At 44.5% G+C, this 20,605-nt stretch carries 16 protein-coding genes and 1 pseudogene; 15 read left to right on the forward strand and 2 right to left on the reverse strand.

All coding sequences use genetic code 11. The features are described 5' to 3' along the window. The first annotated feature begins 24 nt into the window (after nucleotides 1-24). Genes BW961_RS18135 through BW961_RS18145 form a run of 3 tightly spaced genes read left to right on the forward strand, consistent with a single transcriptional unit; the run spans nucleotide 25 to nucleotide 5,968 of the window. The gene (locus tag BW961_RS18135; protein WP_068579933.1) at nucleotides 25-1,317 is read left to right on the forward strand and encodes an MFS transporter; all 1,293 of its coding nucleotides are present in this window, start codon (nucleotides 25-27) and stop codon (nucleotides 1,315-1,317) included. 54 nt (nucleotides 1,318-1,371) lie between these two features. Then, the gene (locus BW961_RS18140; protein ID WP_068579935.1) at nucleotides 1,372-3,672 is read left to right on the forward strand and encodes a beta-glucosidase family protein; all 2,301 of its coding nucleotides are present in this window, start codon (nucleotides 1,372-1,374) and stop codon (nucleotides 3,670-3,672) included. Nucleotides 3,673-3,694: 22 nt separating this feature from the next. After that, on the forward strand, nucleotides 3,695-5,968 hold the full coding sequence (locus tag BW961_RS18145; protein ID WP_068579938.1) for a glycoside hydrolase family 3 protein: 2,274 nt from the start codon (nucleotides 3,695-3,697) through the stop codon (nucleotides 5,966-5,968). 52 nt (nucleotides 5,969-6,020) lie between these two features. Here the strand turns inward: BW961_RS18145 and BW961_RS18150 are convergent, their stop codons facing one another. Continuing rightward, entirely contained in the window at nucleotides 6,021-6,281 is a 261-nt protein-coding gene (locus tag BW961_RS18150) for a hypothetical protein (RefSeq protein WP_068579940.1), read from the reverse strand. Continuing rightward, nucleotides 6,274-6,492 carry a helix-turn-helix transcriptional regulator gene (locus BW961_RS18155; protein WP_068579942.1) on the reverse strand — a complete coding sequence of 73 codons (219 nt, stop codon included), beginning with the start codon at nucleotides 6,490-6,492 and terminating at the stop codon, nucleotides 6,274-6,276. The genes BW961_RS18150 and BW961_RS18155 overlap by 8 nt, the downstream gene beginning before the upstream one ends. Before the next feature lie 150 nt (nucleotides 6,493-6,642). Between BW961_RS18155 and BW961_RS18160 the strand changes: the two genes are divergently transcribed. The 12 genes and pseudogenes from BW961_RS18160 (at nucleotide 6,643) to BW961_RS18215 (ending at nucleotide 20,179) form a co-directional block, all read left to right on the forward strand. Continuing rightward, nucleotides 6,643-7,749 (forward strand): ABC transporter substrate-binding protein, encoded by a 1,107-nt coding sequence (locus BW961_RS18160; protein ID WP_068579944.1) that lies wholly within the window; start codon nucleotides 6,643-6,645, stop codon nucleotides 7,747-7,749. A gap of 112 nt (nucleotides 7,750-7,861) precedes the next feature. Further along, the gene (locus BW961_RS18165; protein ID WP_068579946.1) at nucleotides 7,862-8,782 is read left to right on the forward strand and encodes an ABC transporter permease; all 921 of its coding nucleotides are present in this window, start codon (nucleotides 7,862-7,864) and stop codon (nucleotides 8,780-8,782) included. Continuing rightward, on the forward strand, nucleotides 8,782-9,591 hold the full coding sequence (locus BW961_RS18170) for an ABC transporter permease (RefSeq protein ID WP_068579948.1): 810 nt from the start codon (nucleotides 8,782-8,784) through the stop codon (nucleotides 9,589-9,591). The genes BW961_RS18165 and BW961_RS18170 overlap by 1 nt, the downstream gene beginning before the upstream one ends. Next, complete coding sequence (locus tag BW961_RS18175) at nucleotides 9,588-10,631, forward strand: ABC transporter ATP-binding protein (RefSeq protein WP_068579950.1); 1,044 nt, start codon at nucleotides 9,588-9,590, stop codon at nucleotides 10,629-10,631. Before BW961_RS18170 ends, BW961_RS18175 begins: the two co-directional genes overlap by 4 nt. Before the next feature lie 3 nt (nucleotides 10,632-10,634). After that, complete coding sequence (locus tag BW961_RS18180) at nucleotides 10,635-11,420, forward strand: DeoR/GlpR family DNA-binding transcription regulator (RefSeq protein ID WP_068579952.1); 786 nt, start codon at nucleotides 10,635-10,637, stop codon at nucleotides 11,418-11,420. 19 nt (nucleotides 11,421-11,439) lie between these two features. Then, nucleotides 11,440-12,311, forward strand: a pseudogene (locus BW961_RS18185) (alkaline phosphatase family protein). A gap of 425 nt (nucleotides 12,312-12,736) precedes the next feature. Further along, complete coding sequence (locus tag BW961_RS18190) at nucleotides 12,737-14,509, forward strand: cache domain-containing sensor histidine kinase (protein WP_068579954.1); 1,773 nt, start codon at nucleotides 12,737-12,739, stop codon at nucleotides 14,507-14,509. 14 nt (nucleotides 14,510-14,523) lie between these two features. Then, on the forward strand, nucleotides 14,524-16,077 hold the full coding sequence (locus tag BW961_RS18195) for a response regulator transcription factor (protein WP_244555992.1): 1,554 nt from the start codon (nucleotides 14,524-14,526) through the stop codon (nucleotides 16,075-16,077). Between the two features lie 138 nt (nucleotides 16,078-16,215). After that, the gene (locus BW961_RS18200; RefSeq protein ID WP_068579957.1) at nucleotides 16,216-17,544 is read left to right on the forward strand and encodes an extracellular solute-binding protein; all 1,329 of its coding nucleotides are present in this window, start codon (nucleotides 16,216-16,218) and stop codon (nucleotides 17,542-17,544) included. A gap of 40 nt (nucleotides 17,545-17,584) precedes the next feature. Then, nucleotides 17,585-18,460: a carbohydrate ABC transporter permease gene (locus BW961_RS18205; RefSeq protein ID WP_068579958.1), complete on the forward strand. Its 876-nt coding sequence runs from the start codon at nucleotides 17,585-17,587 to the stop codon at nucleotides 18,458-18,460. An 18-nt stretch (nucleotides 18,461-18,478) separates the two neighbouring features. After that, the gene (locus BW961_RS18210) at nucleotides 18,479-19,360 is read left to right on the forward strand and encodes a carbohydrate ABC transporter permease (RefSeq protein WP_068579960.1); all 882 of its coding nucleotides are present in this window, start codon (nucleotides 18,479-18,481) and stop codon (nucleotides 19,358-19,360) included. Nucleotides 19,361-19,558: 198 nt separating this feature from the next. Further along, nucleotides 19,559-20,179: a peptide-methionine (S)-S-oxide reductase MsrA gene (locus tag BW961_RS18215; RefSeq protein WP_068580062.1), complete on the forward strand. Its 621-nt coding sequence runs from the start codon at nucleotides 19,559-19,561 to the stop codon at nucleotides 20,177-20,179. Nucleotides 20,180-20,605: the final 426 nt, after the last annotated feature.

Below are 20,605 nucleotides of genomic sequence, written 5' to 3' on the forward strand. Positions count from 1 at the left end.
AAATATTACGGGGGTGTCATTACAATGACTGAATCATTGATTAAAGGGCAAAAAATTACGCCGTTACGTAGGTTGTTATTTGGTATCATGTTCGGCTACGGCTTTATGATGATGGGTTTTTTGGTGCCCGGTGCACTTTTATTAATTTTCAAATTGATTGAAGTTGATCCAAATGGCTATACTTCCTCGTTTGGACTTACTGCTGGTATAGCGGCTATCTTCGCATTAATCGGGAATCCACTCGGGGGCGCATTAAGTGACCGTACGAACAACTCGTTCGGACGTCGTCGGACGTGGATTCTGATTGGACCATTGTTAGGAGCTGCAATGCTTCTGTGGATAGGATTTGCTACTGAGTTATGGCAAATCGTAGTTGGCTGGTCTTTGGCCCAATTGTTCTTCAACTTTGGAATGGCGGCCTATACCGCACTGATCCCTGATCAGGTCAAAGAAGAGAAACAAGGAATGGTGTCTGGCATTCTGGGCTTGATTTTACCGTTAGCCATGTCTTTAGGGATGGCGATTATGATGTTGATGTCAGGTGTCTCATCTGATATGAAATGGATATTCGTAGCCGTTGTCAGTATTGTGGGGCCACTGATCAGCTTATTCTTCATTCGCGATGGAAAAGTTGAAATGCCGAAAGTTGCGAAAGAACAGATCTCATTTAGTGAGAAAATGAGCAGAGTGTACCCAAGTCCGCGTAAGTTTCCTATGTTCTCATGGGCTATTCTTTCCAAGTTCCTGATGATGATGGGTTTCTGCAGTAGCTTGTATCTTACAGTGATGTTAGTGAGCCGCATGGGATATACTGAGGGACAGGTTACTTCCAGCGTCGCAACCATTAATATTATTTCATTGGCCGCTATGGCCTTTACTAGCATTATTGGCGGCATATTGGCGGATAAATTCCGCAAGCAAAAGCCATTCTTATACGGCTCTGCAGTTTTGATGGTGGTAGGTATTCTGATCTTCGCGTTCGTGCCTAATTACACGGCATATATCATTGCGTCTATCATCTTGGGACTTGGCGCCGGCTGCTTCACTGCCGTAGATATGGCGCTCGTGGCACGGATTCTGCCGCGCAAAGAAGATGCGGCGAAAGACTTTGGCCTTATGAACGTGGCAAACTGCCTTCCGCAATCCATCGTGCCTGCTATTGCTCCGCTCTTGCTGGGTATTGGGGGATGGTCCTTCTTCTATATCGCTTTGGCGGCATGTGTGGTGCTTGGGATGATGGCGCTTAGACCGTTACCGGAGTTGGATAGCACACATACAGCCGAAGTTGAATTAACGACACCTGAAATCGCTGTGTAGTTCTAAATTCATAGAGTTACAGACATAACAATCATAATTAGGGGGAGAGAAACAATGACTAGAAATATACAAGAAGTGATCTCACAAATGACGGTAGAGGAGAAAGCAAGCCTCTGTTCAGGGCTTAATATGTGGCAGACTAAACCGGTGGAGCGCCTAGGTATCCCTTCTATCGTTATGACGGATGGTCCGCATGGTCTTCGCAAGCAAGGGAATCCAGCGGACATGTCGAGCAAGACGGTACCAGCGACCTGCTTCCCAAGTGGAGCGGGACTAGCATCCTCGTGGGATCGCGAATTAATCCAAGAAGTCGGCAAGGCCCTTGGTGAAGAGTGTCAGGCCGAGGATGTGCAGATTATCCTGGGGCCAGCCGTGAACATCAAGCGGTCGCCATTGTGCGGTAGGAACTTTGAGTACTTCTCGGAGGATCCGTATCTATCTTCGGAGATGGGTACACACCATGTACTCGGTGTACAGGGAGAAGGAGTAGGAACTTCGGTTAAGCATTATGCAGCGAACAACCAGGAGACCCTACGTAACTCCATCAATTCGATTGTGGACGAGCGGACTCTGAACGAGATCTACCTGCGCTGCTTTGAAGGTCCGATTACCGCAGCTGATGCGTGGACAGTGATGTGTGCATATAACCTCGTGAACGGAGACTTCTGCTCTGAGAATGAGTATCTGTTAACAGAAGTTTTGAAAGAGAGATGGGGTCATAACGGTATTGTCATGACGGATTGGGGCGCAATTAATGAGCGTGTGAAAGGACTTAAGGCGGGACTTGAGCTGGAAATGCCATTTGTCGGTCCAGAACATGATCAAATGATTGTAGACGCAGTCAGATCAGGTGAACTGGATGAAGCGGTACTAGATAGTGCAGTAGCAAGACTGCTAACCGTGATTTTTAAAGCGTCAGACGCTCGGAAGGAAGGATTCAATTACGATAAAGATATCCATCATCAGCTGGCGCGCCGTACGGCTGCGGAATGTATGGTATTACTCAAGAACGATGAGAACCTACTGCCGCTAAATAAAAGCCAATCCGTTGCTGTCATCGGGGCTTTCGCAAAAAATCCGCGCTTTCAGGGTGGCGGTAGCTCGCATATTTCACCAACTCGACTTGATGCACCGCTTGAAGTTATATCGGTGTTCGCAGAAGGTGACGTATCCTTCGCAGAAGGATATCGGATCGATGAAGATACTATCGATGAAGCGTTGATCGAAGAAGCCGTAGCGCTTGCGGCAAGCAAGCATGTGGCGGTGATCTTCGCAGGATTACCGGATTCTTTTGAAACGGAAGGATTGGATCGTACACATCTGGATATACCATCTTCCCAAATCCAACTGATTCAGCAAGTAGCGGCTGTACAGCCGAATACGGTCGTCGTCTTATCCAATGGTTCGCCTGTGGCGATGCCATGGTTGGTGGATGTGAAAGCCGTACTTGAAGGCTACCTCGGCGGTCAAGCAACAGGTAGCGCTGTGGCAGATGTCTTGTACGGTGAAGTGAACCCGAGCGGTAAACTTGCAGAGACATTCCCGGTAAGACTGGAGCAGACTCCGGCGTATCTGAATTTCCCTGGAGGCAAGAGTGAAGTGTATTACGGCGAAGGATTGTTCGTCGGATACCGCTATTATGAAGCGAAGAAGGAGCAACCATTGTTCCCTTTCGGTTATGGCCTAAGTTATACGACATTCGCTTACGAAGATATTCTAGTAGATAAGACGCATCTGAAGGATACTGAGACGACCACGGTAACGATGACGGTTCGCAACACCGGGACACGTGCCGGCAAGGAAGTTGTGCAGCTGTATGTTAGACCGATCGAAAGTACGGTCGTCAGACCGCTGAAAGAGCTAAAAGGGTTCACAAAGGTGAGTCTGCAACCAGGGGAAGCGACTACAATTAGTTTTACTTTAGATAAACGTGCCTTTGCCTACTATAATACTGAAATTCATGACTGGTTCGCAGAGACTGGCTCATATGAGATTGTTGTCGGCCCATCATCCGTGGATACACCGCTGAGCAGCACTGTCCATGTGGTCTCTACCCAGATTCCATTTAAAAAGGTCACCCGGAATACGAAGTTCTACGAATTGCTTGCGATCCCAGAGACGGCTGTCTTCGCTCAGGAAGCGATGGATAGTAGTATTGAAGGTCTCAAACATATGGGTGCAATGTTTGCAGAAAGTATGGATGATGGGGGAATCGCTCAACTGTTCGAGGCTATGTTGGAATGGAAGAAATACGATGGTTTGCGATCATTGTCAGGCATGATGGGAAGCGGAATGACGGAAGCGAAGCTGGAACAGATCATAGATGAGATGAACGCCAAGTTGGGGCTTAAATAATTGGATATCGGGGGAAAACGACATGCTTGATACACAAAACATCGATATAGAAGAGAATGTACGATACGTGAGCAACCTGGGAGGTCCTACACTTGGGTATTCCACAACATCAGGGGTTACGATTCTGGAGCAGGATGGGCTGTTCTTCAAAGACTTGAATCAGAACGGCACGTTGGATAGATATGAAGATTGGCGCTTGTCACCGGAGGAACGGGCAAAAGACTTAGCATCCAAAATGACCATCGAACAAATAGCGGGTCTAATGCTCTATAGCAGACATCAATCAATTCCTGGATTGAGCCACGGCTGGTTCCCCAGTACGTATGGCGGGAAGTCTTATGAAGAGAGCGGGGCGAAGCCTTGGGACCTGACGGATGAACAGCTTGCTTTTCTGGCCAAAGATCATTTAAGACATATCCTTATGACCGTGGTTGAGAGTCCAGAGGTTGCGGCGCGTTGGAACAATCAAGTACAGGCATTCGCTGAAGGTGCTGGCCTTGGTATTCCCGCCAACAACAGTTCTGATCCGCGTCATGGGTCTGATTCGAGCTCTGAATTCAATGCCGGTTCAGGAAGCCAGATTTCAATGTGGCCAGAAACGCTAGGGCTTGCGGCTACCTTTGAACCCTCAATTACGCAGAAATTTGGCGAGATTGCTGCGAAGGAGTACCGGGCACTGGGTATTGCAACCGCTTTGTCCCCACAGATTGATATTGCTACGGACCCACGCTGGTTCCGATTCAACGGTACCTTCGGGGAGGATTCCAAGCTCTCAGCGGATATGGCTCGTAGTTATGTGGATGGTTTCCAAACTTCGGAAGGTGAGAAAGAAATTACGGATGGCTGGGGCTATGACAGCGTCAACGCGATGGTTAAACACTGGCCGGGCGGAGGTTCGGGTGAAGGCGGAAGAGATGCGCATTTCGGTTGTGGAAAGTATGCGGTTTACCCAGGGAATAATTTTGAAGAGCATCTAATTCCTTTCGTCGACGGTGCATTCAATCTGTCAGGGAAGACAGGCAAGGCTTCAGCGGTGATGCCTTACTATACCGTTTCCGTGGATCAGGATACGGTGAATGGGGAGAATGTCGGTAACTCCTATAATACGTATCTCATTCAGGATCTGTTGCGTGGCAAATACGGTTATGACGGAGTAGTATGTACGGATTGGCTGATTACAGCAGATGAAACAGCTAGTAAAGATACCTTTTTGAGCGGTAAGCCGTGGGGGGTTGAAGGCCTCAGTGTGGCAGAGCGGCATTATAAACTTCTTATGGCAGGCGTCGATCAGTTTGGTGGAAATAATGAAGTGGAACCGGTTCTGGAAGCTTATCAAATGGGTGTGGCTGAACATGGGGAGTCTTACATGCGTAGCCGTTTTGAGCAGTCAGCGGTGCGTCTGCTGAACAATATTTTCCGTGTAGGTTTGTTCGAGAATCCTTATCTTGAGATCAAAGAAAGTGTGCGAATTGTTGGAAGCCCGGAATTCATGAAAGAGGGCTATGAAGCTCAGCTGAAGTCAATCGTACTTCTTAAGAATAAGAATCAGGTACTGCCGCTGCAGCCGAAGAGCACTGTCTACATTCCGAAGAGATTCACTCCGATCGGGAAGGACTGGTTCGGCAATCCAACACCGGAATCGTTTGAACATCCAGTCAATCTGAATGTTGTAGCGAAATACTTCAATGTAACGGATAACCCAGATGAGGCAGATTTCGGGTTGGTCTTCATCAGCAGTCCTAATTCAGGGTTTGGATTCAGTCAGGAAGATGCAGACCAAGGCGGGAATGGTTATGTACCGCTTAGTCTTCAGTACAACACTTATACAGCCGAACATGCCCGTGAGGTCAGTCTTGCCGGTGATGGAAGAGAAAATGATGTGCTTAATCGGTCTTACAAGGGTAAATCGGTCACTCCGCACAACAAGGTGGATTTGAATACAGTTCTGGAGACCAAGGCCATGATGAAAGGCAAGCCTGTTATCGTGTCGATGCTCTTGTCCAACCCAACAATCGTTGAGGAGTTCGAGTTCGAGGTAGATGCTATCATCGTGAACTTCGGTGTACAAGATCAAGCAATTATGGAGGTGCTGACAGGGGTTGTGGAGCCTTCTGGGTTGCTACCGATGCAGATGCCTGCCAACATGAGAACGGTTGAAGAACAGTTCGAGGATGTGGCGCATGATATGGAGTGCCATGTAGATTCCGAGAATCATACCTACGACTTCGCGTTTGGCCTTAATTGGAGCGGGGAGATTGAAGATAATCGGACTGAGAAATACCGCAAAATCCGCTAACCTACTGGAGGAAGTCCGCTACTGATACAGTGGCGGACTTTTTTTAGTTTATTTATATTTTCTTCGCGATGCTTCTTCTTATGATTAGACCGAGATAGGTCATCAATGTCGGTACAGCTATGGCGGAAGCACAAATGGCAAAGAGAGCAGATACAGTACCAACATAACTATCTGTGTTCTCTGTATAGGCAAACAGCCCCAAACTTATCACGATTATTACCGAGGAAATAAGGGTGGCTATTCCGATTTTTTTGGCAACTCTACTATATTTCTCGTAAGACGCTATATAATGATGATTTTTAGTCTTACTCATAATTATTTTCCTCCTTGGACGATTCAATCGCTTTCCTTCCTTGCTCTGCCATCCGTGAACGTCGCTCGATTTCATTCAGCACGATGTCTCTCCCTTTATCTGTTACCATATAAGGTTTACGCCGTTCATCATCGGAACTTCCCGCCTGTATATATTCGTTCTTGACCATTTTCTTGATTAACGTATACAGCGTCGCCGGTCCTACGATCACATCGCCATCTAAATGAATTGGATATTTTAACAAATATAATCAATTGAGGAAATATAGCGGAAATAAACACGAACTATACTGTAGTAGGGTAGAAGCAACAAGAACACATAGAGAACCCACATTAATCCACGCGGGAGTGAAGTAGAAATCATGAAACATTGGTTTAAGAGGGAGTTAGCTGTCGGTCTTGTTCTATCTATGTCGGTTCTAATGCTTGCTGCATGTGGGGGAAATACCAACAAGGAAGTGAAAGCGAGTAGTGAGGTTGAAGTCATTTCTGTAGCAGATCTTGAGAAGAAAGCGAAGGAAGAGGGTTCTGTCGTAAGCGTCGGAATGCCGGATACCTGGGCGAACTGGAAAGATACATGGGCGGATCTGCAGACTAAATATACATTAACGCACACGGACACGGATATGTCGAGTGCTGAGGAAGTAGCCAAGTTCGATGCTGAGAAAGACAAGCCAACGGCGGATATCGGGGATGTTGGTATCGCATTCGGACCTGTGGCGATTGATAAAGGCGTAACACAAGCGTATAAGACGTCCCATTGGGATGAGATTCCAGATTGGGCCAAAGACAAGGACGGACATTGGGTCGTAGGTTACCAAGGTTCGATCTCATTCCTGACGAATAAGACGCTTGTACAAACACCACCCCAAAGCTGGGAAGATCTTAAGAATGGTAATTACAAAATCATTGTTGGTGACGTAACGAAAGCTGCACAAGCTCAAATGGCCGTTCTGGCCGCAGCGATTGCTTTTGGCGGAGACGAATCGAACATTGAGCCAGGGATTGCATTCTTCGAGGATCTTGCGAAAAAGGGTCGTTTATCCAATGCAGAAGCTAGTATAGCGAATATTGAAAAAGGTGAAGTTGAAGTGACGATGTTATGGGATTTCAATGCTCTCAACTATAGCGATCAGCTTGGTAAAGATAAATTTGATGTAGCTATTCCTAAAGAAGGTAGTGTTGTGAGTGGATATGCGACAATCATCAACAAGTATGCTCCACATCCATATGCAGCGAAACTTACTCGTGAATATATTTTGAGCGATGCAGGTCAGATTAACTTAGCTAAAGGGTATGCCAGACCGATCCGTGATAGCGTGAAGTTACCTGCTGACGTAGCGGCAAAGCTCCTACCAAATGAAGCCTATGCGAAAGTTAAACCGGTTGGTGATTACAAGGTGTGGGAAGCAACGGCTAAGGCCATTCCTCAGATGTGGCAAGATCGTGTTCTTGTACACATGAACTAATCAGTATGTCAGTATGTAAGCTTACAATCGTGAACTATATCTAAATAGTGGAGCGTCTTCGTCTTCTTGCCGAAGACGCCCCTTTTATTTACAGGGAGGATAAGTGATAGGCATGAAGTGGAGAAATCGATGGATTTTTCTAGGGTTAGTCCCCTTTGTACTAATGGTTGTAGCATTTCAATTCGCTCCGATCTTGTCCATGATAACCGGAAGTGTAAGGCCGGAAGATGGTACGGGCTTTACGTTGAGTTACTACGCAAGAGTACTTCAAAGTGCGTTCTATTTAAAAGCGATTAAGAACAGTCTACTCATTTCCGTATCATCGAGCATCATTGGTATTATCGTGGGACTTATTTGTGCTTATTCGATCACGCGATTCTCACCAAGGATACGTAATCGACTTCTCATGCTTTCCAATATGACTTCGAATTTCTCGGGTGTTCCACTTGCCTTCTCGTATATCATTTTGTTAGGTAATAACGGTGTGTTCACGCTGTTGTTTAAACAGTGGGGATGGAACGTATTCGGCGACTTTAATTTGTATAGTTGGACAGGACTCATTTTGGTCTATGTTTACTTTCAGATTCCACTCGCTTTGTTATTGTTGTATCCCTCTTTCTATGGGATTCGTGATCAATGGAAAGAAGCGGCGTCGCTTCTGGGTGCAAACAAGTGGCAATTCTGGACAACGATAGGCATACCTGTTCTGACGCCAGCGGTGTTCGGGACGCTTGGCATTCTATTCGCAAATGCGATGGGTGCTTATGCGACAGCCTACGCGTTAGTTGGCGGCAACTATAATTTGCTTGCGGTTCAGATTGGCTCCCTAGTGTCGGGAGACGTGGTGAATGAGCCACAACTTGGTAATGTGCTTGCAGTTATCCTTGCGCTTTCCACACTACTAGCCGTGTTTCTTAATCATAAGATGACACAGCGTTCACAGATGTTTAATTCCAATTCAGCTTCTAGACAAGTCCGCAAACGTCGGACATTACTGCGACCTTGGGCTACGACTGTGAAGGAGGAATTGTGATGGAGACCAGAGTGAAGAAGACGGGCTTAACACATAAATTACTTATGTTTGTGCTTATGATTTATTTGCTGATTCCCTTATTGGCTACCTTTCTCTATGCGTTCGCAAAAGAATGGCAGACGACCGTGCTTCCAGAGCGATGGACGGTGGGATGGTTCAGCGAAATGTTTCAAGATATTCGCTTTCTGGATGCGTTGTGGACTTCGCTGTATTTATGCTCGATAAGCGTTGCTCTGAGTCTAGTTATCATGTTACCTGCAGTATTTATCATTACAGTCTACTTGCCGAAGTGGGAGTCATTCATGAAGGGTATTGTCGTTCTGCCGTATGCCGTACCTGGTGTGGTAGCAGCGGTTGGACTTATTCGGGCGTATTCTTCAGGACCCATTGAAATTGCAGGAACGGCTTATATTTTAATAGGAGCTTATTTCATAGTCATTCTACCCTACATGTATCAGGGAATTCGAAACAGTCTGCTTACCGTCTCGGCAGTTGAGTTACTAGGCTCGGCAGAACTGTTAGGCGCTACTCGAATAAAAGCATTCGTGAGCGTCATTTTACCGAATATATGGCCTGGTGTTATGACCTCAACGTTGTTATCTTTCTCGGTGTTATTCGGTGAATTCGTATTAACCAATATGTTAGTCGGAGGGCATATACAGACCATTCAGGTCTACCTTTACCAAAGGGTGGGGGAAAGCGGGCATTTGGCAAGCGCTATAGCAATATCCTACTTCATATTTATTCTAGTGCTGTCCATGATTCTAATGAAACTTGGTAAGAGAATGAACAGGGGGATCGAAGGATGAGTGCATATTTGGAGTTACAGGGAATTCGTAAGCAATTCGGGAATACCAACGTGCTGAATCATGTGGATTTACAAATCCGTGAAGGTGAGCTTGTCACGTTGCTAGGGCCTTCTGGTTGTGGGAAAAGTACGCTACTACGCTGCATAGCAGGCCTTACGGAAATAGATGGCGGACAGATTCTTTTAGAACAGAAAGATATCGTGAATCTTGCTCCTCGTAACCGAGAAATCGGAATGGTATTTCAATCCTATGCCTTGTTCCCTAATTTAACCGTAGCTGAGAATATCCAATATGGCATGAAAATGAGAGGGGCATCCAAAGGAGAAAGACGCAATCGTTCTGAAGAATTGCTTGCGCTAATCGATCTTGAAGACAAACGTGATGCGTATCCCCAACATCTCTCGGGTGGTCAACAACAACGTGTGGCACTTGCCCGTTCGCTTGCTGTTCAGCCTAAGGTTCTCTTACTTGATGAACCGCTTAGTGCATTAGATGCTAAGATTCGGAAGAACCTGCGGACAGAAATACGAGATATTCAGAAAAAGTTTAACATGACGACGATATTCGTAACCCATGATCAGGAGGAAGCCTTAATTCTATCTGATCGGGTATGTCTCATGAATAAGGGAAGTATTGTTCAACAGGGAACCCCGGAAGAGTTATACACGACGCCTCGAACAGAGTTTGTCGCTCGGTTCATGGGGAGCTACAATGTGCTGACCAAGCCCGAGGTATTAAGGCTGTTCGAACGGGTAGATAGTACAGCGGAAAGCTTCGCCATTCGTCCTGAATCGTTCATTCTTCTGAATGAGGAAGGTCGTAACGAGGCGTTATATGCTGATAAACGCATCGTGGACGGAAACGTCCATGCCGTATCCATACTAGGTAATATCATCCGTTACGAGATAGATGCTGCTGGTGTAAGGCTGACGATTGATGTATTGAATGATGGTCGATCGCATCGAATAGGAGATCGAGGCGCTGTAAGTTTAGCATTAGATGATTCTCAACTGTTACATCTCGAGAAGGAAGGAGCGTAAGGCATGTCCATATCTTCGGAAGAACGCAAACGAGTCATCGTGGAGCAATTAAAGCTGGAAGGGCAAGTGAAAGTGCCCGAATTATGTTTGCGTTTTACGGTCTCTGAGGAAACAGTTCGTCGCGATCTTGTGTTATTGGAGAGGGAAGGTTTGGTGAAACGAGTATACGGTGGAGCTGTGCTCACGAAGCCGTCTAACTATGAGCCTCCTTATTTACAACGCCAGATGGTGAAGGCAGAAGAGAAAGCGCGAATCGGTCGAGCAGCGGCTAATCTCATCGAATCCGGTGACACCATTGCTATTGATGTTGGCACTACGACACTTGAGTTAGCCAAAGCGATCGTAGGACGGGAACGGCTTACCATATTAACTCATTCTCTTGCGGTTGCCTATCACTTGATGGAATCCCTGAACAGCGGGAAATTCACCGGTAAGATCATCGTTATCGGAGGTGAATTGAATCCGGAGCAGCAATCGATGTCAGGGTCGCTTGGTGAAAGTATGATGTCGCAGTTCCGTGTAGATAAAGCATTTATCTCTGTTGGAGGCATTTCACTGAGTCGGGGAATGAGTGACTATGACTTGGGTGAGACGGTTATTTCTCGGAGAATGGTGGAGGCAGCTAGCCAGACGATTGTATTGGCCGACGATTCCAAGTTTGATAAGGAAGCATTTATTGAAATCATGCCCCTGCGGAGAGTTCATATTGTCGTGAGTAACGTTGCTCCTCCGAGGGAATGGGCGCAGATGATCAGGAACAATCATCTTCAATGGACGGAAGCGAAATGAAACAAAGGGGGACGTTGGAATGACGGAAACAGCAGGTAAGCTTATCGTTGTTGTCTTGGATGGACTGAGATATGATTCGGCACGCAAGTATTTAGGTTACATGGAGCACCTTGTAGAACAAGGAGAAGTCACTTGTTATCAGGTTAGATCCGAACTGCCGAGCCTCTCTCGCCCGCTCTACGAAGTTATACTTACCGGAACTCCTGTCGTAAAGAATGGCATAACAGCTAATCATATCGTGAGATTAAGTCAGGAACAGAGCGTGTTCCATATTGCTGCAAAGGCAGGATTAAGAACGGCTGCAGCAGCGTATCATTGGGTGAGTGAGTTGTATAATGCTGCGCCCTTTAACCTCATAACAGATCGTCATCAGCATGATGAGGAGAAACCTATTCAGCATGGTATATTCTACTTCGAGGATCATTATCCAGATAGTCATTTGTTCGTGGACGCTGAATATTTGCGTACGACGTACGACCCAGATTTCTTATATATTCATTCCATGAACATAGATGATGCGGGACACAAGTTCGGAGGAGAAAGTAAAGAATACGAGGCTTCTGTTCGAGCGGTCGATGGTATGCTTGCGACTGTGGTTCCACTTTGGTTATCTCTGGGTTATCAAATCATCGTCACTTCCGACCACGGGATGAACGCCACTAGACAACATGGAGGCACGGAACCTGAGAGCGGCATGTTCCTCTCTATATTTGGGGAGAATCCCCAATCTCGCATATAAATAATAATGGACAGTCTTTGTCGCAGCTCATTCTTGCCCCATTAATGTGTCATTACCTCGGACTTACACCTTCTAGTGAAATGAAGGACCTTGGTGAACCAGTAATAGAAGAGATTGGATTACATTCGGATAGACAGGAGACTAACCTGTGAAATTTGATATGCATTTTCATCAGTACGATATCCCGCTTACGTTATCTTCTGACGCCTATCTTCCAGAAGATATTGGAATTTATTGGACGAATATATAGCGCGAGCGGTAAGTGTGTGGTATACGGAATAGACAGTATTCAGAGAATGTAAGCTGATCAAAGTACCTATTGGAACTGTAACTTAATGAAAGGAGAAGCCGCTCAAACCTTACACGGGAGTAAGGTCGGAGCGGTTTTTTCTTGCTGGAGTATCAAGCTAATTTTTTTTGAATTGAAGCCACATAGGTTGTATACCATGTTCGAGGAATATGTTACCATTAACGACAAGTGAAAGGTGTGTCCGTTATATGTCCACAAATTATATTGGAAGCGTTTACTAAAAAGGCACTTATTTTGCTAGTGTGTAGCTAAGATCGAGGTGCGAACATGAAGAATTGGCTAGGGAAATCTCTTAAGCACAGATTATCGCTGTTAATCATTGTAGCTACACTTGTTCCGCTTTTGTTTCTGGGGTTCTTTGCATATAGAACAACGGCAGCACTCACGGAGGAAAAGGCAAAAATATCAGGGATGAATACGCTACGCCAGCTTGAGGCCTATTTGGCTACGATGGTTCAAGATGTAGAGAATATGTCTTTATTTCTAATCGGTAATACGGGTGTACAGAATTATTTGAAGTCGCCTGAGGGGGATTTCGTTCAGCAAACATCAATCATCAATTTCTTAACGAATCTAGCTTTTTCCAAAGAATATATCGCGAACATTATTATAGAACCACTGACTGCTAAGCCGCCCATTTCACATAAATCATTAGTGGGGTCTGACTTCACAGATATTACGCAAATGTACCCCAAATATTATGATGAATATCCGAAATGGTGGTCTTCCGTCCACCGACAGTGGACTTTCGATGGTGTACGTAAGGTGATTACGCTCGCCAGACCCATTCGCAGTACAGACAAATTCAAGCCTATCGGAAAAGAACAAATCAATCTGGATCAAGGCATTATTGCACAACAAATTAGAGAATCTGTTTTGGAAGAAAGCGGGTTTGTTCTACTCCTTGATGATCGGAATCGAATTCTCGCGGGTCCTCCTGAAATGGAGACGGGTTACCTGCTCTCAAGTTATTATCCGAATATCGAACCATTTGAAGGTCCAAGTGGATTTATGGATTATGGAGAAGGATCCGCCAAGAAAACCATCCTCTATAAAACGATGGAGAGTGTCAATTGGAAGTTAGTTGGTATCATACCCTCTGAAGAATACCGTTCACAAAACCGATATTTCCTTACACTTACAGCAGTAGCTGTCTCGGTTGCAATTCTTTTCGTCATTATTTTCGTTCTTGTTCTCATCCAAAAAATAACCAAGCCCTTGTCGGCATTAACTAACTTTCTTAAGAACTCAAGCCCAGAAGAGCCTTTGCCTGCCATTCCTGTGAAGTCCATAGATGAAGTAGGGCAGCTTATTGTCAGCTATAACAAATTAAGCTCCCGTATTGTCAAGCTGACAGATGAAGTCAAATGGAATGAATCGCTTAAAAAAGAGGCGGATATGCAGGCGTTGCAAATTCAGATCAATCCACATTTCTTGTACAATACATTGTCCTCCATTCATTGGTTAGCGCTTATGAATGGCGACGGTAAGATTGCTGAAATGGTAGGCTCATTGAGCGAATTTCTAAGATTTAGCCTAAATAATGGACAAGAATATTGTTCGATTGAACAAGAGATTGCCCATGTCAACAATTATGTGAATATTCAATCCATTCGCTATCCAGATAAATTTACATTTCAAGTGAACGTGGATCCGGGTATACAGGAGCAGCATTTCATGTTGAAACTTCTGTTGCAACCGTTAGTCGAAAATGCGATGTTGCATGGCATATTGAAACGTGATGGATTAGGAAGTATTACGATCTATGCGGATTGTGATGAAGAAGGCATCCATTTTACCGTAGTAGATGATGGTATTGGAATTGCGCTAGAACGTCTAGATTGGCTTCGAACGCAGCTGTCGGAACCCCCGGTCCATGAGAAGCGGATTTCTACAAAAGGGGGGTATTGGTTGCGTAACGTGAATAACCGACTCTTACTTCATTACGGTAAAGAATCAGGGCTTCATGTAGAAAGTAAAGAGGGAGAAGGAACACGCATCATGTTCACCATTCCCTACACAGAGTACGGAAACAACTAATAGAAGGGGAGATGATGAGAGTGAAGGTTCTTATTGTTGATGATGAAGTGATTATCCGCACCGGATTAAGTACAGTAATCAATTGGGAAGAAAGTGGCTTTACGGTACTTGAACCAGCTGCTTCAGCTGAGGAGGCACTCTTACGCATTCCTAATGAACGCCCGGAGATTATCTTTACGGACATTCGGATGGGTGGAAAAAGTGGCCTACAGATGGTTCATGAAGTTAAGAAAGAATACCCAGACATGGAAATGATCATTATCTCAGGGTTTGATGAGTTTGCATATGCCCAACAGGCCCTGCGGGAAGGCGCTAGCGATTATCTGCTCAAAACAAGTCGGCCGGATGAGATTATTCAAGCTGCACTGCGGGCAAAGCAACGACTCGAGTATCGAAAACATGAGCACGAACAAGTTAAAGCGAAGGAAATCGTAGTGAACCGAAGTTTCCTAAGACAACTGTTCACTTCTTCTTCTAATCCAAATGAGCAGATGGTAACGGAATTGTGGAGAAGATATCCAGAATTATGTGTGAAGAAAGGTAGACAGCTCCTACAAATCTGGATCATTACAGCAAAAGGGGAAGATCTAGAAAAGAATCACGATTCTGATGTACTTCATGCTGCAGTTGGTGAAATGTTAACGGGACTGCTCCCATGTGAGTGGCTTCAATGGAATCAATCCTTGCTACTATTAGTGAAGATAGAATCGGAGAATAACGGCTGGGACCCCGTAGAGTGGGCTATTCGAAAAGCAGAGCAAGCATTACACTTTCAAATATTTGCGGCTTGTGGTCGGAGTGTAGAAGATGCATACCAGTTACGTGAAGCGATGGACACTGCTGTGGAAGCGAGCTCCTACCTCTGGCTACTCAGTCATGAGCAGAGTGTACGTTATGAACAAATTGAAGATCGCAAAGGGCTTCGGATGGTCTGCAAGACAGAAGAAGAAACCATGCTGTATACCTTATTACGGGCAGGAAGTACGGAAGACTTACGTATAGGGATTGGAAGTATATTAGCGCGGAGCAAACAAGATGATCAGGCGACACCTAATTCAGTTCAGGCATACCTACATTCTTTGATAATGGCGGGTTATCGGTGGTTGGAACGCGCAGCATCTTCAATCGGATATTCAAATGTACTACTTCCTGGTGAGGATGTGAACAAGGTAGAGCTTGCGAAAAGGCCAGAGCAGACACTCATGTACCACTTTGAGGAGATCATGAAGCAATACAGTCGTATGGTCTCCGGAATAAGTCCGGTTCAACGTGCCCTTGAATATATTAACGAGAATTTGGAGCAAAGCCCTTCATTGAGCCAAGTGGCTAAACATGTCCATATGAACCCTAATTATTTCAGTGAAGTATTCAAACGGGAGACCGGACAGAACTATATTGAATTCGTGACGCAGGCCAAACTACGTAATGCGATGGTTATGTTAAGTGAGACACCCGCTAAAATCAGCGAAGTGGCAAATCGAATCGGATATGAAGATATTAAACATTTTAATCGGATATTCAAAAAATTCACAGGACAGACCCCTTCGGAGTACCGGGGGAAGAGCTGAGAATTGTACCTCTATTAACTGAATTATATCCCCTATGTATCGATTGCCCTCCTCTTTATACTTAAGATATTCATTTTGAATAGGGTGAACTGAGGTATCTATTGGTTCATCAGGTATAACTACTAAGGGGGATTGACTATGAAAAAGATGCAGAAAATGAGTCTAATGTTATTGATCATGATGTTTATTATTTCAGCTTGCGGAAATAGCGGAGATAATAAAAAGGCTGAAGGCGAAGTCACCAAAAAAGACGATAAAGTTAAGCTAACGGTTTGGCATAACTTTGCTGGGGATGACTTACGTGCCAAAGCAGTAAGATCACTTATCGAGAAGTTCCAACAAGACAATCCCAATATTGAACTTGATGCGCAGGCTATTCCGCCGGATGGTTACCGCCAACGCTTAAGTACAGTTGCCGCAGGTAATGAACTACCAGACTTATTCTTCGTATATGCAGGAAGTCATTCTGCTGAATTATATAAAGCGGGATTGTTGCAACCGATTACAGAACTTGCAGATCAGAATCCAGATTGGAAAGCTAAGTTCCTTCCAGGTGCTTTTGATCCTTACCAATTTGAAGAGGGTCAGATTTACACAGCTCCAATGGGAATGTCAGCAACCTCTTTCCTTTACTACAACACAGCTATATTCGAGCAATACAAGGTCAAAGTACCTACAACTTGGGATGAATTAATGACAGCTATTAAAGTATTTAACGATAACAAAATGACACCAATTGCACTTGGAAACAAAGCGCCATGGGTTGCTCAGTCAACTATCATCGGTGCGATTGGCGAACGTGTAACTGGAACAGAATGGTTCAAGAATGCTTCAGCTCAAAAGGGTGCAAAATTCACAGATCCTGAATTTATTGATACATTGGGTTACTTTAAGCAACTTGTCGATAATAATGCATTCCAAGAGGGTGCAAACAGTATCGATAATACGCAAGCAGAGCAATACTTCATTCAAGGAAAAGCAGCTATGATGATCAGTGGTGCTTGGAGTCTTACGAACTTGGCAGCTTCTGCAAGTGAAGAACAGATGAAGGATATTGATGTTACTGTACTTCCATCTATTCCAGGTGGTAAAGGTGATGCGAACAGTATTACTGGTGGTGCAGGAGCAGGTCTAGCATTAAGCAAACGTACTGAAGGTGCAACGAAAGAAGCGGCACTTAAACTTATCTATGCAGTTAGCGGTCCAGATGCTCAGAAAGCGATAGCAGAGAGCAACTCTATGGTAATGTACGATACAGATATTGATCAATCTAAAGTAAGTTCGCTTTACTATAAAGCATTTAACTTGGTCAAGAAGACGAATATTACACCGGTCTACGATGCATATCTATCTGCGGAATCGGGAGAGGTAATTAACAACGGACTCCAAGAAATTATGACGGGTGGCACACTTGAAAGTGTCGCACAGAAACTTCAGGACGCACAAGCTAGAGCAGTTACACCATAATAAGTAAGTCCTGAATCGATATTTGAAAGGGAGAGTTACCATGCCTACTGCTGTACGTAGTAAAGGATTTATTGCACTAGCTCTACTTCCGGCACTTATTCTCTTTGTGGTTTTTGTCATAGTTCCTATTATTTGGTCCGCTTACTATGGCTTCTTTGAATGGAAGGGTATCGGAGCAACGAAGTTTATTGGCCTCGATAACTACCGAGAAATTCTACAAGATCACATTTTTTGGAGAGCGCTCAAGAATAACATGATTCTAATTGTATCGGCGATTGTTGGGCAGGTTCCGATCGCACTTATTTTAGCGATAGTACTGCTTAAGAACTCTTTCTTTAGTCGATTTGTACGTTCTGCTGTATTTATGCCAATGGTGCTTTCAACGGTTGTTGTTGGACTCATCTGGGGATATATCTACAATCCGCAGTTCGGACTGGTTAATACCATTTTGGAGGCAGTTGGGCTTGAGTCTTGGTCTCGGGCTTGGCTATCAGATGTCAAAGTCAATATGTTCGCTATTACAATTCCGATTAACTGGAGTAATATCGGCCCCTATATGATCATCTTTATTGCAGCTCTGCAGAATATATCGCCAGAAATTGATGATGCTGCTAATATCGATGGAGCTCAAAAGGGTAAAAAGTTGTTCTATGTAACATTGCCTATGATCTGGAGCACGGTAGTTGTTACCCTAGTACTTTGTATCTCGGGAAGCTTGAAGGCGTTCGATCACGTTATGGTGATGACCCACGGAGGACCGGCACAATCGACAGAATTGCTTGCTACTTATATGTACAACAACACGTTTCGTGTTTACCGGTATGGGTACGGTTCCGCCGTGTCCACCATCATCATGATCATAAGCGCCTTACTGATTGGGATTAACTATATCCTGACCCGTAAGAAAGCGGATTAACGAGAAGGAGGAAGGGGCGTGGAATTAGGAACAACTAGGACGACCAGAACGGCCACGGCTTCTCCGGGTAAGAAAATTGCCGAAAAAGGGTTATCCCTATTTGGAAAGTTGATATTACTCGGTTATGCCGTAGGTACGTTATACCCTTTGTATTGGCTGTTTATTAGTGCATTTAAGACGAATGAAGATTTCTTCAATAATCCGTACGCCTTACCGAAAGAGTGGAAGATAGACAATATCTTTAGAGCTTGGGATCTTGGCGATATGGGAAGAGGAATGCTCAATTCAACGTTCGTGACGTTAACATCAGTCATTCTAACACTAGTGCTTGGTCTTCTGGCAGGTTATGTGCTGTCAAGATTTCAATTCCGGTTTAAGAAGATTGTTGTATCCTTGTTTTTAGCAGGACTTATGATACCGATTCATAGTACGCTTGTACCGTTATTTCTTATGATGAAAGAGGTCGGCTTGCTAGATACGTATGGTGCACTTATTTTACCGTATACGGCATTTGAACTTCCGATCGCTATATTCTTAAGCATGGGTTACATGGCCTCGATTCCTAAAGAAATTGAGGAAGCGGCTATGATCGATGGAAACGGTTGGTGGGGAATTTTTGGCCGAATTATATTCCCGCTGTGTACACCAATCATTGCTACGATTACAATTCTAGCGTTTCTACGATTCTGGAATGATTTCTCTTTCGCCCTCGTATTCATTAACACGCAGGCGTTAAAGACACTTCCGTTAAGTCTAGCTTTATTCTCAGATGGATTCGGAACCGACTACGCTCTAACGATGGGAGCAATGGCAATCGCTGTCATCCCAACCATTGTTGTGTATCTGATTTTGCAAGATCAGATTATGAAGGGTATGGTTGCTGGCTCCATTAAGGGCTAATCCGCAAGTTGAATATGGGTCTAGAAAAGGATAGAGTTATCAGATGACATCTGAGACTCTATCCTTTTTTGCTTTTCATGCCCTTTTTGACATGGTCATACAAGAATAGGTTTTTTGATATCGGTTCCCTAACTTGTGCACGAAGGAGGTAATGACGTGAATCAAGGATCACAACATAACATCACGGAACCTTCCAAAATGGATAATTCGTTCCACACGATATCGCTTGGAATGGGCTGCTTTTGGGGTCCTGATGCTTTATTTGGGCATCTACCCGGTGTGATTAGGACGCGTGTTGGATATGCTGGTGGCACCACATCTCACCCGACCTATCGTCAAATGGGTGATCATACGGAGATCGTTGAAATGGACTTTGAACCGGATAAGATCTCTTTGGAAGACATCTTGAATGTGTTCTGGAATCATCATAACCCAGTGAATATTAATGATTATAAAGGGCGTCAGTATATGTCGCTATTGTTGTATCATGATGAGGAGCAGAGAAGTATCATACAGCGGGTGACCGAAGAGGGCAAGGGAGAGACATTAACATCGATTGCGCCTTATTCCGGGTTCCATCTAGCTGAGGATAAGCATCAAAAGTACCATTTGAAGAGATACCCGGATGCCCTCGAGAAGTTAGGTATGCTCTATTCTTCTCATGATGACCTTGTGAATGCAACATTAGTCGCTCGATTAAATGGACTGGCTAAGGGATACACGAGTCTAGAACGCATCATCAATGAAATAGAGCAATGGTCAACGCATTCCAATCATCAGCAGATCATGACGGATGTGATCCGAACAATACGGTGGTAAGAGAATAAGAAACGTACGTACTAGGAGGCTATAAGCAGGATGATTCGTTATTTCATCATGCTTATAGCCTATTACAATTTAAATAAATGTAAATAAATCGCAACTATAGATCTATAGACCAAATACTTCCAGTGAATTACAATTACTGTATGTTGTAAGTTTGTCCAACTTTTGAACATCTAAGATTTTAGATAAATGGGGTAACGCCATACAAGGGTCAAGCAGAATAAAGCGAGTTCTTACCCCCACTTCATGTAAGCGCTGTCTAATTCATTCTCCACTAAGTTTCGTAGTTGTTCAATCCACTCTATCTCCTTTCTCTTCATGATTACACCACGGATTCGTCTTAGAACAACTCCTATACTTTCTACTATTTGATCGTATCCCTGCTACTCCTGTGCATGCTGCATTTTTAATATACGCTGC

Origin of the sequence: Paenibacillus macquariensis (genome assembly GCF_900156375.1) — a bacterium.
Lineage (GTDB): Bacteria > Bacillota > Bacilli > Paenibacillales > Paenibacillaceae > Paenibacillus_AQ > Paenibacillus_AQ macquariensis.

Coding starts and splice junctions, on each gene's coding strand:
- BW961_RS18135 (WP_068579933.1), top strand. CDS start 25: ATGACTGAATCATTGATTAAAGGGCAAAAAATTACGCCGTTACGTAGG.
- BW961_RS18140 (WP_068579935.1), top strand. CDS start 1,372: ATGACTAGAAATATACAAGAAGTGATCTCACAAATGACGGTAGAGGAG.
- BW961_RS18145 (WP_068579938.1), top strand. CDS start 3,695: ATGCTTGATACACAAAACATCGATATAGAAGAGAATGTACGATACGTG.
- BW961_RS18150 (WP_068579940.1), bottom strand. CDS start 6,281: ATGAGTAAGACTAAAAATCATCATTATATAGCGTCTTACGAGAAATAT.
- BW961_RS18160 (WP_068579944.1), top strand. CDS start 6,643: ATGAAACATTGGTTTAAGAGGGAGTTAGCTGTCGGTCTTGTTCTATCT.
- BW961_RS18165 (WP_068579946.1), top strand. CDS start 7,862: ATGAAGTGGAGAAATCGATGGATTTTTCTAGGGTTAGTCCCCTTTGTA.
- BW961_RS18170 (WP_068579948.1), top strand. CDS start 8,782: ATGGAGACCAGAGTGAAGAAGACGGGCTTAACACATAAATTACTTATG.
- BW961_RS18175 (WP_068579950.1), top strand. CDS start 9,588: ATGAGTGCATATTTGGAGTTACAGGGAATTCGTAAGCAATTCGGGAAT.
- BW961_RS18180 (WP_068579952.1), top strand. CDS start 10,635: ATGTCCATATCTTCGGAAGAACGCAAACGAGTCATCGTGGAGCAATTA.
- BW961_RS18190 (WP_068579954.1), top strand. CDS start 12,737: ATGAAGAATTGGCTAGGGAAATCTCTTAAGCACAGATTATCGCTGTTA.
- BW961_RS18195 (WP_244555992.1), top strand. CDS start 14,524: ATGAGAGTGAAGGTTCTTATTGTTGATGATGAAGTGATTATCCGCACC.
- BW961_RS18200 (WP_068579957.1), top strand. CDS start 16,216: ATGAAAAAGATGCAGAAAATGAGTCTAATGTTATTGATCATGATGTTT.
- BW961_RS18205 (WP_068579958.1), top strand. CDS start 17,585: ATGCCTACTGCTGTACGTAGTAAAGGATTTATTGCACTAGCTCTACTT.
- BW961_RS18215 (WP_068580062.1), top strand. CDS start 19,559: ATGGATAATTCGTTCCACACGATATCGCTTGGAATGGGCTGCTTTTGG.